Genomic DNA, 17,022 nt, shown 5'->3' on the forward strand with positions numbered 1-17,022 from the left:
TCGTTGCCCCGAACCCGTGACGATGGCGCGCAAGAAGGTGCGGCTGAAGGTTGATTATTCATGAGTACTGAATTCTGCAATGCGACCCACGAGCTGGACGCAATCGGGCTTCGTTGCCCCGAACCCGTGATGATGGTTCGCAAGAAAGTGCGGCTGATGGCGGATGGGGAGACCCTGCTGGTCAGCGCCGACGACCCCTCCACCACCCGCGACATTCCCAGCTTCTGCCGCTTTATGGATCACACCCTGGTCGCCAGCGAGACTGAGCAGGCCCCTTACCGCTACCTGATCCGCAAGGGTCAATAACCCCGTACCGGAGCAAACATGACATCCATTACCCGTATCGGGACCACCCAGCGCTGGTCTGATGTGGTCATCCACAACGGCACCCTCTACGTGGTGGAAGTGCCCGCCACCGAGACCGCCGACATCCACCAGCAGACCCGTGAAGTGCTGGAAAGCCTGCAGCGTCTGCTGGAAGCCAACGGCTCCGGCGTCGACAGGATCCTGATGGCCAACATCTATCTCAAGGACATTGAAGACATCGCCGCCTTCAACGCGCAGTGGGATGCCTGGATCCCGGCAGGCACCGCCCCCGTCCGTGCCTGCGTGCAGGCCCGTCTCGCCCACGAAGGCTACAGGGTAGAAGTGCAGCTGACTGCGGCTGTCTAAGAGGCGGTTATCCCCTCATCCCCGACCCTTCTCCCGCAAGAGGAGAAGGGGGCAAGGAGCAAAGGACACGCACCGGCGCCAATAGAAAGGCCCCGCCATCGCTGGCGGGGCCTTTTTTTGGCATCGAACCGGGCCGCTTAGGCGGTCGGGGTCAGGGTGATGGTCACCCGACGGTTCTGGGCCTTGCCTTCGGCGGTGCTGTTGCTGGCCACCGGCTGATCCGGGCCCACACCGCTGATGGCGATACGGCTGCCGGACACGCCCTGGCCGATCAGCTGGGCGGCAACGGCATCTGCGCGATCCCGGGAGAGCTTCATGTTCAGCTCGCGGGAGCCGGTGCTGTCGGTGTGACCGACCACGTTCAGACGGGTCTTGTCGAACTCGGCAACCACCAGGGCCACGCCGGACAGGGTGTTGGCACCGGCGGCTTTCAGCTGGGCGCTGGAGCTGTCGAAGGTGACGTTGTTCGGCATGTTGAGGATCAGCTGATCACCGTTGCGGGTCACGCTGACGCCGGTGCCTTGCAGCTTCTCGCGCAGCTTGGCTTCCTGCACATCCATGTAGTAACCGATACCACCACCCAGGGCCGCACCGGCGGCGACGCCAGTCAGGATGCCCTTTTTGCGGTCGCCCTTGCTGGAGGAGAGCGCCCCCACGGCTGCGCCGGTCGCCGCACCCGCCAACGCGCCCCAGGCGCCCTTGGAGGTCTGGGATTCACCGGTATAGGGGTTGGTGGTACAGCCAGTGATGGCGACGGTCAGGGCAAGTGCAGGAACCAGTTTCTTGAAATGCATGAAAAAACCTCTGAAAAAGAACGACTCTAGCCGATAGCCGCGCATTCTAACCCAGAGAGGCGCCAGAGTGTGACGCGCGCATTGCGAAGATGGGCAGGGGGCAAAACGCCCCCTGCCCCTTGCGACTTACCCGGTGCAGGCCATCTTCGGACGGGCCCGCATCAATATTTGATATCCCGGGCCTTGTCTCGCCCCTCCTGCTTGTTTTCACGATGCTCCTGGCGGCAGTCGGCATTGCCCACCACCCCCTCACGACACGCCTGTTTCGCGTCACGGGACTCCTGACGGGTATCCTGACGCACATCGCGGGCGTCACGGCGCTCCTGGGCCTGCTTGGTGGCCTGTGCAGGCAGGGCGGCCAGCAAGGCGGTGGCGGCAAGCAGCGCCAATACGGACTTCTTCATGATGGCTCCTTCGCCAGACAACCTGAACCGGTCCGGCGTCTTTCAATGATAGGGGAGGGGCAAGATCCCGGTAGCGCCAACTCGGCCCTCGGGGGCGTCGTCTGTGCAGCCTCGGACCTTCTTGCACAGGGCCAGCTTCCCCTCGTGTTTGCCCTGACGAGCAACGTCATCCCCAGGGGGCAGCCGATCAGACCGGGGGAGAGAGGGCGAACGGCGCTCAGTGACACGGGGCTCCATCGTGATGGCGCTCCCGATGGTGAACCCGTGTGACTGTATCCCGGCTGTACCAAGGGGCGAAAAGGCTCCCGGCCCGGCGCAACGGAACATGCTCCCGGGGTCTGGAGTGGTTGCCCCCCAGATGCGGGTTGTCTCATAAGAGCCCATGGCCCCAGAGTGGGTGACATTTCTCACGGAGCCATGACCATGTCGTCCCTTTCCCGCCCCGCGCTGCTCATCATCGACATCCAGGTGGGCCTCCTTCACGGCCCGGAAGCCCCCCATGCCGGGGCCGAGACCCTGGCCAACATCAATCGCCTGAGCCAGGCGGCCCGCAGTGCCGCTCTCCCTGTACTGGCGGTGCGCCACACGGGCCCGGCCGGCAGCCCCATCGCCGCCGGCAGTCCGTTCTGGCAGCTTGCGCCTGAGCTGGTCGTCGGCGAGGCCGATCGGGTGTTCGACAAGCAGCGCCCCAGCGCCTTCCATGGCACCGGTCTCGATGGCTGGCTGAAAGAGGACGGCGTGCAGACCCTGATCGTCACCGGCATGAAGACCCAGTACTGCATCGACACCACCTGCCGGGCGGCGGCAGATCTCGGCTACACCGTAGTGCTGGTGAGCGATGCCCACACCTGCATGGACACGCCGCAACTGACCGCCCCCCAGATCATCGCCCATCACAACGCCACCCTGGCCGGCCCCTTCGTGCGGCTGATGAGCAGCGACGAGGTGTGCGAGGCGCTCGGCCGCCCCCTTGAGCCCTGCTGATTCAGAGCAAAAAAAGAAGGGAGGCTTGAGCCTCCCTTCTTCGTTCATTTCCCTTCACGTCGCCGCTGCTTGCTGGCACTCGGCGTGGCAGGGGCAGGTCACCAGATGATCGTTCACCATCCCCACCGCCTGCATGAAGGCGTAGCAGATGGTGCTGCCGACGAAGGTGAAGCCGCGCTTCTTGAGGGCCTTGGACATGGCATCCGACTCCGGTGAGGTCGCCGGAATGTCGCCGTTGCCCTGACGCTGGTTGACGATGGGGGCGCCGCCGACAAAGCTCCACAGATAATCCACGAAGTCGATGCCTTCCGCCTCCAGCGCCAGATAGGCGCGGGCATTTTTGATGATCGATTGCACCTTGAGCCGGTTGCGGATGATGCCGGTATCCTGCATCAGCCGCGCCACGTCCTGGTCGTCGAACTGCACGATGCGCACCGGATCAAAATCCGCATAGGCGCGATGGTAGCTCTCGGTGCGCTTGAGGATGGTGATCCACGACAGCCCCGCCTGTTGACCATCGAGGCAGAGCTTGGCAAACAACTCGCGGGCGTCATACACCGGCCTGCCCCACTGCTTGTCATGGTATTCGATGTATTCCGGGTCTCTGGTCACCCAGGCGCAGCGCAGTTCCATTTCCTCTCCCCTGTTTTTCATCGGCCATCGGCAGGCCGCTTGCGTCGGCGACATCATAGAGCAAGCGACAACATAGCCCCACTAATCCCCTGTAATTTCGCCTATTATCCGACCATGCCAGACGGTATACTCCCTCGGTTCACATTCAGCAAATCTTGCTCTGATTTCATTTCGCGCGAAAAACACTATGCAAAAATTCGATGTCAAAACCTTTCAGGGCCTGATCCTGCAGTTGCAGGACTATTGGTCCCGCCAGGGCTGTACCATCATTCAGCCGCTGGATATGGAAGTGGGTGCCGGTACCTCCCACCCCATGACCTGCCTGCGCGCCCTGGGCCCGGAGCCCATCGCCTGCGCCTACGTACAACCGTCCCGCCGTCCGACTGACGGCCGCTACGGTGAGAACCCGAACCGCCTGCAGCACTACTACCAGTTCCAGGTGATCATCAAGCCCTCCCCAGACAACATTCAGGAACTCTATCTGGGCTCCCTGAAAGAGCTGGGCATGGATCCCGAGATCCACGACATCCGCTTCGTGGAAGACAACTGGGAAAACCCGACGCTGGGTGCCTGGGGCCTGGGTTGGGAAGTGTGGCTGAACGGCATGGAAGTGACCCAGTTCACCTACTTCCAGCAGGTTGGCGGCCTCGAGTGCAAGCCGGTCACCGGCGAGATCACCTACGGTCTCGAGCGTCTGGCCATGTACATCCAGGGTGTGGACAGCGTCTACGACCTGGTCTGGTCTGACGGCCCGCTGGGCAAGACCACCTACGGCGACGTGTTCCACCAGAACGAAGTGGAGCAATCCACCTACAACTTCGAACACGCCGACGTGGAGTTCCTGTTCCACTGCTTCGAGCAGTACGAGAAGGAAGCCCAGAATCTGCTGGCACTGGAAAAACCGCTGCCGCTGCCTGCCTACGAGCGCATCCTCAAGGCCGCTCACTCCTTCAACCTGCTGGATGCCCGCAAGGCCATCTCGGTCACCGAGCGTCAGCGCTACATCCTGCGCATTCGCACCCTGACCAAGGCCGTGGCAGAGGCATACTACGCCTCCCGCGAAGCGCTGGGTTTCCCCATGTGTCAGCGCACAGAGAACAAGCAAGGTTAAGGAACGGACATGGCACAACATACATTTCTGGTAGAGATCGGTACTGCTGAGCTGCCGCCCAAAGCCCTGCGCTCCCTGGCCGAAGCCTTTGCCGACAACTTCAAAGCCGAACTGACCAAGGCCGATCTGGCCTTCGGCGACGTCGAGTGGTTTGCTTCACCGCGCCGTCTGGCGCTGAAGGTAAGCGAGCTGGCTGGCGAACAGCCGAGCAAGAGCGTCGAGAAGCGCGGCCCGGCCGTCTCCCAGGCGTTCGATGCCGAAGGCAAGCCGACCAAGGCTGCCGAAGGCTGGGCCCGTGGCAACGGCATCACCGTTGAGCAGGCCGAGCGTCTGGTCACCGACAAGGGCGAGTGGCTGGTTCACACCGCCAAGGTCGAAGGCCGTCCGGCCGTCGATCTGCTGGGCGAACTGGTTAGCCAGGCACTGGCCAAACTGCCGATCCCGAAGATGATGCGCTGGGGCGACAAGACCATCCAGTTCGTGCGTCCGGTCTTCACCGTGACCCTGCTGCTGGATGGGGATCTGGTTCCCGCTCACATTCTGGGTATCGACTCTGCCCGCACCATCCGCGGCCACCGCTTTATGGGCGAGAGCGAGTTCACCATCGACAACGCCAGCCAGTACCCGCAGATCCTGCAGGAGCGCGGCATGGTGATTGCCGACTTTATGGCGCGCAAGGCCAAGATCAAGGCTGACGCCGAAGCGGCCGCTGCCGCCTTCGGTGGCGTAGCCGATCTGGATGACGCCCTGCTGGAAGAAGTCACCGCACTGGTCGAGTGGCCGGTGGTGCTGACCGCCAACTTCGAAGAGAAGTTCCTGGCCGTTCCGGCTGAAGCGCTGGTTCACACCATGAAGGGTGACCAGAAGTACTTCCCGGTCTACGACAAGAACGGCAAGCTGCTGCCGAAGTTCATCTTCGTCACCAACATCGAGTCCAAAGACCCGAGCCAGATCATCAGCGGCAACGAGAAGGTGGTTCGCCCCCGTCTCTCTGACGCCGAGTTCTTCTTCAAGACCGACCTCAAGCAGACCCTGGCCTCCCGCCTGCCGCGCCTTGAAACCGTGCTGTTCCAGCAACAGCTGGGCACCGTCAAGGCCAAGGTCGAGCGCATCGAGACCGTCGCCGGCTTTATCGCCGAGCGTATCGGCGCCGATGTGGCTCAGGCCAAGCGTGCCGGTCTGCTCTCCAAGTGTGATCTGATGACCAACATGGTCGGCGAGTTCACCGACACCCAGGGTGTCATGGGGATGCACTACGCCCGTCACGATGGCGAAGACGAAGCGGTTGCAGTGGCCCTCAACGAGCAGTACATGCCGCGCTTTGCCGGCGATGCCCTGCCGTCCGGTCTGGTTGCCTGCGCCGTCGCGCTGGCCGACAAGTTCGACACCCTGGCCGGTATCTTCGGCATCGGCATGCTGCCCAAGGGTGACAAGGACCCGTTCGCCCTGCGTCGCGCCGCTCTCGGCATTATCCGCATTATTGTGGAGAAAGAGCTCAAACTAGACCTGCATGAAGTGATCTCTAAAGCGCTATCACTTTATGACGGAAAAGTTGAGCAGTGTGCAGACCAAATTCAGACCTTTATTCTTGAACGCTTGCGCCCTTGGTACCAAGGACAGGGGTTCAGCCCTGATGTAATTCAAGCTGTTCTGGCTGGCAGAGGGGTTGATGACGCACATATCGTTATCTATACCAACCTGTTAGATGTAGACCGTCGAATCAAAGCCGTCAGCCACTTCCGCACGCTGGATGCCGCACTGGCACTGGCTGCCGCCAACAAGCGCGTGAGCAACATTCTGGCCAAGGTCGAGGTTCCACTGCCCACAACCGTCAAACCGGAACTGCTGGTCGATGCCGCCGAGAAGGCACTGGCCACCCAGGTTGCCGGACTGCAAGCCGAACTGGCCCCGCTGTTCGCTGCCGGTGACTATCAGGCTGCCCTCACCCGTCTGGCCGCCCTGCGCGAGCCGGTCGACACCTTCTTCAACGAGGTGATGGTGATGGCCGACGACGAAGCCCTCAAGGCCAACCGTCTGGCACTGCTGAACAACCTGCGCAACCTGTTCCTGCAAGTCGCGGATATCTCCCTGCTGCAGTGATTGAGGTTTGTTGGCTAGATCAAAAAACGGCGCCGAAAGGCGCCGTTTTTATAAAACAAACGGAGATGAACAAAAAACATTTTAACTCCATCTACCCCATATGAAGTTAATAATATCAATCAAACTTTATAATACTAGCTATCTATTGGTCGATAAGTACATTGACTGAGATCAGCAAGTTCTTTCTTCGTACTTTGTGGCGTTGGATTAAAACTGGCCATCATTTTGTCATTTACATATATATCGAAGTTACTTGCAGTGTTAATGACATGGATAAATTGCTCCCATGCAATGTCTCCACTTCTGAACCCAACGCCTTCTGGGATAAGGTATGAATTCCCATCAACAACAATTTCCACTTTATTGTTAGATGATGGAGATAAATCATTTCCATTTCCTAGTCTAAAGCTAGCCGATGTTTTTTCACCTGTTTCTGTATAACCAAGATCACACATAATGGTGAACTCATCCCCTGATTCATTATTAATGTTAAGCGCTAAAAAGCCCTGTCCAAATTCGCCTTTCCATATATTAGGAACTGCATATGCAGGGGAAATAATCAAACTTGCGGTCATTAAAAGCACTGAAAACCGAACCATTACATAGCTCCTTCTAAAATGGTTAACTCTAATAGCTGCAGATGAGGTATCATCTATTGCTATTAAACACGGAAAGACAAAAAGATCAATTATATGATTAAAAAACATTGAACTGACCCACACTAACTCGTAGGTTAAATTAGTAGCCGAGCGTAATATGACGTTTGCGTTGTCGTAATCATGAAAAAGTAAATTCTTGATCAAGAACACATTAAAGCTATATTAGCCTTCCTTTTTACAAAGCCAGCAGTAAAATGTTTTTCTAGCGACTAAAAATACATGCTGCTTAAGTGAAATTAAAAATTAACTAGCGAGGGTTATTTTCATGGCAAGATATTTTGACTTTATCAAGTGATGAATATGAATTTTACAGTTTGGGGGAGTTAAGAGAAATCTGGCAAAAACTTCCTAACCAAGATGCAATAAATGCCGTTGCAGAAGCACATCAATACTATGATTTTCTAAATGATATGATCGTTGGAAGAGTTCAAAGTTGGTCACACCCATTAGCCCAAAGAGAAACTTGGTTCACCCCATCTAAACTAGTATTGTCTGCACGAGCAGGAGCCATTTCCAGTTGTATTTCGGTTGGTTCATCAATTATTGAATGCGCAATGAGATCGCATGCTGAGAATAGAAAAATCAGGTCTTTAATGAAAAAAGACCCCAAACATAGAACCTTCGGCAAAGTTGTTCACTCGTGGAAAAACCATGGTGTTTTCTCAAATGAAATTTCTGGTGTAGTGGCAGATTTAGACCGTCTCCTAGTAAAAAGAAATAACATTCACCTTTACGCAAGTTTTGGTGAGTCATGGGAAGATAAAGTTAATCAGGAGACCCAAATTCTTGATTCAATTGAAAGGCTATTCAACTTCTTCCAAAATCTGGATCCTGTTAATCCGTAATTATTTATTAGCCGGTAGACGTAATTGGATGTTTGCATAAATTAATTATCCAGCCATAACGACCAGCCGCATTTCTCCCTCCGGCTGACCGCTCCTGTTGCACGGCAACAACCACTATCAACACCTCTCGTTCGTCCGATGACGCTGCGCTAATCGAACCTACGGGGCGACGGAGGCCTACGGGGTATGCTGCTTGGTATTGATCGGTCATTGTCGAATCCATCATGGCCCCGACTTTGCCACACAATCCTCTACCCGATACCCGCCAGCTCCAATGAATAACCTCTGCCGGCGAGATATGAGCTGTTATCCTTTGAGGCAATCTCTCGCGACCCCACGCCTTGAAAGGAACGTCATGGACATACCTGCCGCCCCGTCCTCCCCCCTCTGCCAGCAGTGTCATGAGCAGGTGGATCTCGACTTCGATTTCACCATGGCCTTCCAGCCCATCGTCGATTGCAGCCAGCGCACCCTCTTCGGCTACGAGGCGCTGGTGCGGGGGCTCAACAACGAGCCAGCGCAGAGCGTGATTGATCGGGTCAACGACGACAACCGCTACCGCTTCGATCAGCTGTGCCGGATCAAGGCCATCGCGCTGGCCGCCCGCCTCGATATGCGGGGCATGCTGAGCATCAACTTCCTGCCCAATGCGGTCTATCGCCCGGAGCGCTGCATCCGCACCACATTGCAGGCGGCGCGCGAGCATCTCTTTCCCATCGAACAGATCATGTTCGAGTTCACCGAGGTGGAGCAGGTGCAGGACAACCGCCATATTCGCGGCATCGTGGATCACTATCAGGCCCTTGGCTTCAAGACGGCGATCGACGACTTTGGCGCCGGTTACTCGGGCCTGAGCCTGCTGGCCGATTTTCGCCCCGACATCATCAAACTCGATATGCACCTGCTGCGCGGCATCGATCAGGACCCGATCCGTCAGGCCATCGTTCGCCACTGTCTGGCGCTGTTCACGGAGTTGCAGATCACCCCGCTGGCGGAAGGGGTCGAGACCCGCGACGAGATGGCCTGCCTGCGGGAGATGGGCGTCAGCCTGATGCAGGGCTATCTGTTTGCCCGCCCCGGCTTCGAAACCCTGCCCGAAGTGGATTTCGCCAGCCTGTGAGCGACGCTGGCTATCTCCCTTGGTTGGCGTTCATTCGGGCAAGGCGGGACGGGAGGCGGCCCGGAGGGTATCCACGGGCGGGCGGCAGAAAGCGCTGGACCGGGCAACCCCCTGGGCTAGGATAGGACTGTCACCCTTTGCAACCACCGCTCTGACAGGGACACCATGGCGCAGGTTTCAGGATACCGCTTCTTCGCTCTTTCACTGCTCTTGCTGCTGGCCTTCCAGGTATGGGGGGCGCAAGGCAGGGGCAACATCACACTGGTGAGCTCCCTTGAAACCAGGGAGTCCCCCTATGGTCGCTGGCTCGATCTCATCTATCGGGATGCGTTCGCCCGCCTGGGCTATGCATTCCAGTACCAGGGCTACCCCGGGGGACGGGCCCCCCTGCTGGCAGAGCAGGGACAGGTCGATGGCGAGATCCACCGCGCCGCCAGCTACCAGCAGCAGACCCGCACCCTCCAGCGCGTGCCCGAGCCCCATTTCGCCGTCTCCTATCAGGCCTATGCCCACCAGCCCGGGATCCAGCTGCAGGGGTGGCACAGCCTGCAGGGCACCGGTTATCGGGTCGAGTTTCGCCGTGGCGCCAAGCTGCCGGAGATGATGCTGGGCAAGGTGGTGGCACCGGACCGGCTCTTTGCCATCGCCACCGCCGAGCAGGGGATGGGCAAGCTGCTCAAGGGGCGCAGTGACCTCTATGTGGAGCAGACCCTGATTGCCAGCCAGACCCTGGCCGCCCTGACGCGCCAGGACCCGGGCTATGCCGGCATCTACTCCGCCGGGGTGATGGAGCTGGCCGATTCTTACGTCTATCTGCACGAACGGCATCAGGATCTGCTGGCCCCCCTTGCCGGCGTGATCCGGCAAATGAAGCAGGACGGCACGGTAGCGCGCTATGAGCAGCAGGCCATGGCGGCTGAGGGCACCAGCCAGCCATGACGTCCTCTTTTTCCGCAAGCCCTCCCGCGCCCTGACCATGCAGGAGACCCGGGGCGATCAATTCTGTCGCAGAGTCATGGCCGCAGCGGGCACCCTGTTCGTCAACACCACGTTGACAAAAACGCCCCCTGTATCAGGGAACTCGCCATATAAAACCCCATCGACCTTGTGTTCATCTGGCTTGCGGCCAAAAGGCACCATGTCCGTCTGTGCATACCCCAAATCTTGCAACATCCCCCACTCCGACCGCCCCATCATTTCGATGGAGTCGCGTCATCGTTCCGGCATATCTTCCCCTCGAGGCCCGTGCCAGGGCCCGATCACAGGAGCAATAGATAATGAAAAAAGCAGTAACGGCCGCCTTGCTGGCCATGATGATGGCGGCCTCGGTTCAGGCGGCAGACAAGGTGACCACGGTGCCGGTGCACTTCGCCAAAGGCGCGCACAGCGCCAAGGTTGACGGCACCTTCTCCGGTTATGACACCATCAACTACACCCTGGGCGCCAAAGAAGGCCAGACCATGACGGTCGCCATCACCGGCAGCACCAATGCCAACTTCAACGTCTTCGCGCCGGGCGCCATCCCGGGTCAGGCCGAGGCACTGGGCGGCGGCAACGTGGACACAAAATGGCAAGGCACCCTGCCCAAGTCGGGCAAGTACCTGATCCAGGTCTACCAGATGCGCGCCACCGCCCGTAAAGGCGCCAAGGTCCCCCACTCCCTGTCGGTCGGCATTCAGTAACCGACGCCAATATTGCCTGTGTGACAAGCAAGAAGGAGCCCATGAGGCTCCTTCTTTGTCATTGTGTGCTGGCACTGCGACCCGGGTAACGGCTCAGCCCTTGTAGGCGGGCAGCAGGTCCACCATGTTGAGCAGGTGGAAGGCGGCGGTCAGCACGCCGAACAGGATCACCAGGACGATCATGAAGAGGCCGCCGGGGGCGCGGAAACCCTCGCCACCTTCTTCGCGCCGGGCCGCCCGCACCTTCCAGGCCAGCAGGGGCGGGATGATGCAGGTCCACAGGGTCGCCACGGCGCCCGCATAGCCGATGGCCACCAGGAAGCCGAACGGGAACAGCAAGGAGAGCACCAGGGGCGGCAGGAAGGTCACCGCCCAGGACTTGGCGCGGCCACCCCGGCTGTTGTCGAACTTGAACAGATCCGCCAGGTAGTCGAACACCCCGAGCCCCACCCCGATGAAGGAGGAGAGGATGGCCGCCATGGAGAAGGCGTTGAGGGCGCTGGCCACCGCCTTGGACTCGATCACCGAACCGAGAGCCTTGAGCAGGGCATCCACGTTGCCCCCCTCTGCGATCACCGGGCCGAACTCGCTGCGGGGCAGGTTGCCAAAGACGCTCACCAGCCAGATGAGGTAAAACGCGAGCGCGATCAGGGTGCCCCCCAGAATGGCGCGGCTGGCACGGCGCTCTTCACCGTAGTAGGCGCGCATGGAGGAGACCGAATGGTGGTAGCCGAACGAGGTGAGCGCCACCGGCAGCATCACCAGGGCATAGGGGGCGTAGCTCACTTCGCTGCCCACCCGGTCGAGCAGCAGATCGAGGCGCACGTTCATCGACAGGCCCGAGATGCCGAAGGCAAAGCTCAGCCCCATCAGGATCACCAGCAACACCGAGATGCGGTCCACCGCCCGGGTGGAGTGCCACACCAGCAGGGAGAAGGCCAGGGTAAAGAGCACGGACGCCCACTGGCTGCCCATCCCCGTCATGCCGTTGATGATGAGACCGGCCGAGGTGATGTAGGCATAGAGCAGGATGCCGCCGACGAAATAAACGCTGAGATTGTTGAGGGCGTTGACCTTCTCCCCCAGCAGATCCCGGGTCACGGTATCGAAGGAGACGCGCAGGGGATAGCCCCGATAGGACTCCAGCAGCATCCAGCCGGAGACCGTCATCACCACCATGGTCAGTGCCACCGCGAGCATGGACCAGAGGGTCCAGGCGCCCGCCCCCGCACTCGGCAGCCCCAGCATGCCGGCCCCCACACAGACGCCGGCAATGATGCATGCCCCGCCCACCAACGATGGTTTCTGTTCCATTACTCCCCCAAACGGATTGTCGACTGGTCACGGCACACCGCCGTGCTTCTCCTGCGTTCGCCACTGCTGGCGCCGGGGGACTTTACCCTGCATGCCTTCGGGTATCAAATCCGGAGGGGAAATGGGGGGAAACGGGCCGGATCCTGCGCCCCATCCGTGGAATATGTTCGGGATGGGGCCAGGTTCAGCACACCAGGATCAGCCGGTGTAGACGGGCAGCAGACCCGCCATGGCCATCAGGTGGAAGATGGCGGTAAGCACCCCGAAGACGATGACGGCCACCACCATGGGCTGGCCACCGGGGGCCTTGAACCCCGCCTCGTCCGGGGCCAGCTCCCGGGACTTCTTCGCCAGCAGGGCCGGGATGATGCAGGCCCAGACGGTCGCCGCGGCCCCGGCATAGCCGATGGCCACCACGAAGCCGAACGGGAACATCAGGGAGAGCGCCAGGGGGGGCAGGAAGGTCACCGCCCAGGATTTGGCCCGCCCCCGGCGACTGTTGTCGAACCGGAACAGATCCGCCAGATAGTCGAACACCCCGAGCCCCACCCCGATGAAGGAGGAGAGGATGGCCGCCATGGAGAAGAGGTTGATGGCCTGGGAGACCTGCCTGGACTCGATCACCGAGGCCAGCGCCCCCAGCAGCACATCCACGTCACCCCCCTTGGCGATGACGGGGCCGAAGGCGGGACGAGGCAGGTTGCCGAAGATGCTGAGCAGCCACAGCAGATAGAGCGCCAGGGCGATCAGGGTCCCCCCCAGGATCGCCTGCCTGGCTTTCTGCTCCTCGCCGTAATAGGCGCGCATCGATGCCACCGAGTGGTGGTAGCCAAACGAGGTGAGCGCCACCGGCAACATGGCCAGGGCGTAAGGGGCGCGGCCCAGCTCCTCGGCAAAGGAGTTGAACAGTTTGGCGGTGTCGACCTTGCTGGCAAGCCCGGAGACCCCGAACACGAAGCTCAGCACCATAAAAACGATCAGGACGACCGAAATCCTGTCCACCGCCCGGGTCGAATGCCAGACGAACCAGGAGAACACCAGCACGAACAACACCGAGGCCAGCTGGCTATTGATGCCCAGCAGGCCGCCCAGGATGAGACCCGACGAGGTGATGTAGGCATAGAGCAAAATGCCGCCCACGAAATAGACGGTGAGGTTGTTGAAGAGATTGATCCTGCGACCGAGCAGATCCTTGGTCACCGAGTTGAAGGAGGCAGTCAATGCGTAGGGTTTCAGGGCTTCCAGCAGCATCCAGCCTGAAACCGTCATGACGACCATGGTAAGAATGATGGCGAGGGTTGACCAGCTGGTCCAGGCCCCGGCTCCCGCGCTCGGCAGCCCCAGCATGCCGGCACCGACACAGACGCTGGCAATGATGCAGGCCCCTCCAATGACGGACGGTGTTGATGTCATGTGTGTCACTCCAAATCTTTCACAGAGCAGTGAAAAAAAAGGGCACAGAAAAATCTGTGCCCCTGACTCGTTATGCTTCTATCAATTTTTTCTGCGTCTTGCCGGCTGACGAGTCGTTATGCTCGACCTCTTTCAGTCTGGCGGTGAAGTGGCGCAGCACGGCCGGCTCGTAAATGAAGTCCAGCCCCTTCACCCGGTGGGCGTTCTTCTTCACCTCGCCGAAGGCCTCGATGACAAAGTCCATGTGGGTCTGGGTATAGGTGGCACGGGGGATGGTCAGGCGCAGCAGCTCCGCCGGGCAGGGGTGCTGCTTGCCGGTGGCGGGGTCGCGCCCCAGCAGCAGGGAACCTATCTCCACCGCCCGGATGCCGGCGACCTTGTAGAGCTCGCAGGCCAGGGCGTGGGCCGGGAACTGATCCGCCGGGATGTGGGGCAGCAGCTTGCCCGCATCCACGAAGGCCGCATGGCCCCCTGCCTGCTGGCACACCACGCCGATGGCCTCCAGCCCGTCCACCAGGTACTGCACCTGGCCGATGCGATAGGCCAGCCAGTCCTGGCGCATGCCGTCCCGCAGGCCCACCGCCAGGCGCTCCATGGCGCCCCCTTCCAGGCCGCCATAGGTCGGGAAGCCCTCCTGCACCACGCACAGGGTGCGGCACTCGGTGTAGACGTCCAGCATGCTGTCATCCTTGAAGCACAGCAGCCCCCCCATCTGCACCATGGCATCCTTCTTCGCCGACATGGCGAGGCCGTCCGCGTACTTGTAGGACTCTCTGGTGATCTCCTCGATGGTCCAGTTCGCGTAGCCGGGCTCCCGCTGCTGGATGAAGTAGGCGTTCTCGGCGAAGCGGGCGGAGTCCATGATGACGGGGATGTCGTACTTTCTGGCGATCTCGTACACCGCCTTCAGGTTGGCAATGGAGACCGGCTGCCCCCCGGCGGAGTTGCAGGTGATGGTGCTGACGATGTAGGGCACGTTGGCGGGGCCCGCCTCCAGGATGGCCTCTTCCAGCTTCACCAGATCGAAGTTGCCTTTGAAGTCGGCGGTGACCGAGGTATCGAACGCCTCCCTGGTATAGACGTTCTTCGCCACGCAGCAGTTGATCTGGGTGTGGCCCTGGGTGGTGTCGAAGAAGTAGTTGGAGAGGGCCACCATCTTCTTGCGATCCAGCCCCTTCTCCTGCTCCCGCTTCTTGATGAGCACGGGGATGTAAATCTGCTCGGCGCCGCGCCCCTGGTGAGTGGGGATGGTCAGGGAGTAGCCGAAGATCTCCTGCACCGCCTGTTGCAGGGCATAGTAGCTGCGGCTGCCGCTGTAGGCCTCGTCACCGCGCAGCATGGCGGCCTGCATGTCCTGGGTGATGGCGCCGGTGCCACTGTCGGTCAGCAGGTCGATGAAGACGTCTTCGCTGTCCAGCAGGAAGGGGTTCATGCCCGCCCGGACAATGGCCTCTTCCCGATAGGCACGGGTGGTGCGCTTGACCGGCTCGATGACACGAATACGGAAGGGTTCGGGCAGATGCTTGAAGTTTTCCATAATATAAACACCCCAGATTTAAATATTCAAAATGAGTCTCTTCCCCCGCCGAAAATAGAATGTCCGGCAGGTGGGAAATATTGGGAAATGGATGCACGACATCGCCTCGCCAGAATAAACAGGCGAAGACAGGTGCAGCTATTTCAGTTCAGGAATGGAGGCGGGCTTGTGGCATGGCAGGCATGCTGCGCCGCCGCGGGGAATTACAGCGGGAAGAAGAACGCGATCTTATGGTCCAGGGTAAACCACTTGGGATAGCTGACCTTGATATTCATGTTGTTGCTCATCCAATTGATATTAACAACGCCAAATAACAGCACCCATTATGGTGGGGAGCGCTATATGATCAATTGCAATATGAGCAAAGTGGGATGGCGCTAACAATTTGGCGGGGGATTTTTATACAGCTTATTATCGCCAATCCGAAAGATCCCCCCATCATCCACCTTTTTCCCTTTCCCCCTCAGTGGGTCAACCAGGGCAGCCGCTGCAACAACTCGTAGCGGTCAGGGATCGGTGTCTGGCTGACCCAGAGATCCAGCAAGCCGTAGGAGAGCAGCGGCAACACCAGCAGCAACAGACAGAGCAGTCCCAGCAGTTGTCGGGGGGCGAGTCGCTGCCCTTGCGTGCCAAGATGCAGGGCATCGGCCCGCTTGGGGCAGGCGGCCACGCAGCTCTGGCAACTGGTGCACTCGAGGCTCTGCACCGCAATGAGCTGGTGCACCTGGATGCGCGAGGGGCAAACCCGGCTGCACTTGTCACAATCGTGGCCCAGGCTTCGCAGGCAGCGGTCCGGGTCGCGGCGAATGCGCAATGGGCTCAGCAGGCCGAGCAGGGCGAACCAGGCGCCATAGGGGCAGAGGTAGCGGCAGAACCCTTGCCGGAAGGTGGCGGTGAGCAACAACACCCAGCCAAGGCACAGGCCCGAGATCAGGGTCAGGTTGAAGAAGAAGGCCCCCATCTTCATGTCCGCCGCCTGATGGTAGGGGCTGGCGAGGTAGCCGGGCAGGGCGGCGGCGGGTACCGCCAGCAATATGATGAAGAGCAAAAAGCCGAGCACCAGAAACTTCTGGCCGCGCAACACGGCATCGAGCCAGCGCGGCGGGGTCCACTCCCCCGGCAACAGGCGCGAGCGCAGGCCGTGCAGCCACTCCCCCACCAGCCCGAGCGGGCAGAACCAGGCACAAAACGCCCGACCCAGCAGCAGGGCCGACAGGGAGAGCACCAGCACGGTGACGGTGGCCGCCGGGTGATGGGGGTCCGTCAGCCCCTGCCCGAGCCAGGCCCGCAGCCCGAGACCACCTGCGATGGGCAGGAAACCGTCCACCACGTCGGGGCGCACCAGCCAGGGAACCGTCCCCCGTGCCAGCAGCCAGATATAGACCCCATATTGCACCGACACCAGCAACCAGCAGAGCAGCAGCAGATGACGCGCCCACTCCCGCAGCGGCTGACTACCCAGCTCGTCCAGTGCGGGGAAGGGCTGGATGCGATGAAGCAGGCTGAGACTGCCGACCACCAGCCCCAGGCCAAGCCAGAGGCTGACATCTGCCGCCGCCAACCAGGCAATGACCAGCACTCCGAGGGAGAGTCGAGATGACCAGCCCGGCCCCGTTTTCAACACCAACAGGACCAGATAGACCAGTCCGGCCACCATGGTCATCGCCTCAATCATGCTCATGCATCCTCCACTGCGTACACCCGATCTGGCGGCAATGATAACCAACATCTGAGTTGATTATTTTGATCTGCAT

19 protein-coding genes are annotated in these 17,022 nt (G+C 60.1%); 9 read left to right on the plus strand and 10 right to left on the minus strand.

What is annotated here, in order from left to right:
* Positions 1-60: 60 nt before the first annotated feature.
* Together tusA and AB5Y47_RS01125 are read left to right on the plus strand one after the other, a co-directional pair.
* A complete protein-coding gene (gene tusA / locus AB5Y47_RS01120; protein ID WP_041214136.1) occupies positions 61-306 on the plus strand; it encodes a sulfurtransferase TusA in 246 nt (81 codons plus the stop codon).
* Positions 307-324: 18 nt separating this feature from the next.
* Positions 325-672, plus strand: coding sequence for a RidA family protein (locus AB5Y47_RS01125; RefSeq protein ID WP_128297086.1), 348 nt, complete (start codon positions 325-327; stop codon positions 670-672).
* Between the two features lie 137 nt (positions 673-809).
* Here the strand turns inward: AB5Y47_RS01125 and AB5Y47_RS01130 are convergent, their stop codons facing one another.
* Together AB5Y47_RS01130 and AB5Y47_RS01135 are read right to left on the minus strand one after the other, a co-directional pair.
* On the minus strand, positions 810-1,466 hold the full coding sequence (locus AB5Y47_RS01130) for an OmpA family lipoprotein (protein ID WP_010672405.1): 657 nt from the start codon (positions 1,464-1,466) through the stop codon (positions 810-812).
* 161 nt (positions 1,467-1,627) lie between these two features.
* Positions 1,628-1,870: a hypothetical protein gene (locus AB5Y47_RS01135; RefSeq protein ID WP_109112318.1), complete on the minus strand. Its 243-nt coding sequence runs from the start codon at positions 1,868-1,870 to the stop codon at positions 1,628-1,630.
* Positions 1,871-2,293: 423 nt separating this feature from the next.
* On the opposite strand from AB5Y47_RS01135, the gene AB5Y47_RS01140 reads away from it, so the two are divergent.
* Positions 2,294-2,854, plus strand: a complete 561-nt coding sequence (locus AB5Y47_RS01140) for a cysteine hydrolase family protein (protein ID WP_080989849.1) — start codon at positions 2,294-2,296, stop codon at positions 2,852-2,854.
* A 54-nt stretch (positions 2,855-2,908) separates the two neighbouring features.
* On the opposite strand, the gene AB5Y47_RS01145 is transcribed toward AB5Y47_RS01140, so the two are convergent.
* A complete protein-coding gene (locus tag AB5Y47_RS01145) occupies positions 2,909-3,487 on the minus strand; it encodes a DNA-3-methyladenine glycosylase I (protein ID WP_160839475.1) in 579 nt (192 codons plus the stop codon).
* 187 nt (positions 3,488-3,674) lie between these two features.
* On the opposite strand from AB5Y47_RS01145, the gene glyQ reads away from it, so the two are divergent.
* Together glyQ and glyS are read left to right on the plus strand one after the other, a co-directional pair.
* On the plus strand, positions 3,675-4,598 hold the full coding sequence (glyQ, locus tag AB5Y47_RS01150; protein WP_041212022.1) for a glycine--tRNA ligase subunit alpha: 924 nt from the start codon (positions 3,675-3,677) through the stop codon (positions 4,596-4,598).
* 9 nt (positions 4,599-4,607) lie between these two features.
* Positions 4,608-6,698 (plus strand): glycine--tRNA ligase subunit beta, encoded by a 2,091-nt coding sequence (gene glyS, locus AB5Y47_RS01155; protein ID WP_049636375.1) that lies wholly within the window; start codon positions 4,608-4,610, stop codon positions 6,696-6,698.
* Positions 6,699-6,832: 134 nt separating this feature from the next.
* Here the strand turns inward: glyS and AB5Y47_RS01160 are convergent, their stop codons facing one another.
* A complete protein-coding gene (locus AB5Y47_RS01160; protein WP_125117531.1) occupies positions 6,833-7,297 on the minus strand; it encodes a hypothetical protein in 465 nt (154 codons plus the stop codon).
* A gap of 338 nt (positions 7,298-7,635) precedes the next feature.
* Here AB5Y47_RS01160 and AB5Y47_RS01165 point away from each other — a divergent pair, with 338 nt between their 5' ends.
* The 3 genes from AB5Y47_RS01165 to AB5Y47_RS01175 all read left to right on the plus strand — a co-directional run bounded on the left by AB5Y47_RS01165 (position 7,636) and on the right by AB5Y47_RS01175 (position 10,261).
* The gene (locus AB5Y47_RS01165; RefSeq protein ID WP_125117532.1) at positions 7,636-8,202 is read left to right on the plus strand and encodes a hypothetical protein; all 567 of its coding nucleotides are present in this window, start codon (positions 7,636-7,638) and stop codon (positions 8,200-8,202) included.
* Positions 8,203-8,557: 355 nt separating this feature from the next.
* Positions 8,558-9,322 carry an EAL domain-containing protein gene (locus AB5Y47_RS01170; RefSeq protein WP_049636374.1) on the plus strand — a complete coding sequence of 255 codons (765 nt, stop codon included), beginning with the start codon at positions 8,558-8,560 and terminating at the stop codon, positions 9,320-9,322.
* A 165-nt stretch (positions 9,323-9,487) separates the two neighbouring features.
* Complete coding sequence (locus AB5Y47_RS01175; RefSeq protein WP_049636373.1) at positions 9,488-10,261, plus strand: hypothetical protein; 774 nt, start codon at positions 9,488-9,490, stop codon at positions 10,259-10,261.
* A 57-nt stretch (positions 10,262-10,318) separates the two neighbouring features.
* Here the strand turns inward: AB5Y47_RS01175 and AB5Y47_RS01180 are convergent, their stop codons facing one another.
* Positions 10,319-10,495, minus strand: a complete 177-nt coding sequence (locus AB5Y47_RS01180) for a hypothetical protein (protein WP_154670450.1) — start codon at positions 10,493-10,495, stop codon at positions 10,319-10,321.
* A gap of 104 nt (positions 10,496-10,599) precedes the next feature.
* Between AB5Y47_RS01180 and AB5Y47_RS01185 the strand changes: the two genes are divergently transcribed.
* Positions 10,600-11,004: a hypothetical protein gene (locus AB5Y47_RS01185; RefSeq protein WP_010672394.1), complete on the plus strand. Its 405-nt coding sequence runs from the start codon at positions 10,600-10,602 to the stop codon at positions 11,002-11,004.
* Between the two features lie 93 nt (positions 11,005-11,097).
* On the opposite strand, the gene AB5Y47_RS01190 is transcribed toward AB5Y47_RS01185, so the two are convergent.
* The 5 genes from AB5Y47_RS01190 to AB5Y47_RS01210 all read right to left on the minus strand — a co-directional run bounded on the left by AB5Y47_RS01190 (position 11,098) and on the right by AB5Y47_RS01210 (position 16,949).
* Entirely contained in the window at positions 11,098-12,318 is a 1,221-nt protein-coding gene (locus AB5Y47_RS01190) for an aromatic amino acid transporter (RefSeq protein WP_049636371.1), read from the minus strand.
* A 198-nt stretch (positions 12,319-12,516) separates the two neighbouring features.
* Positions 12,517-13,731, minus strand: coding sequence for an aromatic amino acid transporter (locus AB5Y47_RS01195; protein ID WP_045522579.1), 1,215 nt, complete (start codon positions 13,729-13,731; stop codon positions 12,517-12,519).
* Positions 13,732-13,801: 70 nt separating this feature from the next.
* Positions 13,802-15,268 carry a tryptophanase gene (gene tnaA / locus AB5Y47_RS01200; RefSeq protein ID WP_049636370.1) on the minus strand — a complete coding sequence of 489 codons (1,467 nt, stop codon included), beginning with the start codon at positions 15,266-15,268 and terminating at the stop codon, positions 13,802-13,804.
* Positions 15,269-15,471: 203 nt separating this feature from the next.
* A complete protein-coding gene (gene tnaC / locus AB5Y47_RS01205) occupies positions 15,472-15,555 on the minus strand; it encodes a tryptophanase leader peptide (RefSeq protein WP_069652909.1) in 84 nt (27 codons plus the stop codon).
* Between the two features lie 176 nt (positions 15,556-15,731).
* Complete coding sequence (locus AB5Y47_RS01210; RefSeq protein ID WP_368219624.1) at positions 15,732-16,949, minus strand: 4Fe-4S binding protein; 1,218 nt, start codon at positions 16,947-16,949, stop codon at positions 15,732-15,734.
* Between the last annotated feature and the right edge of the window lie 73 nt (positions 16,950-17,022).

Source organism: Aeromonas sp. R7-2, assembly GCF_040908105.1.
Taxonomy (GTDB): domain Bacteria; phylum Pseudomonadota; class Gammaproteobacteria; order Enterobacterales; family Aeromonadaceae; genus Aeromonas; species Aeromonas caviae.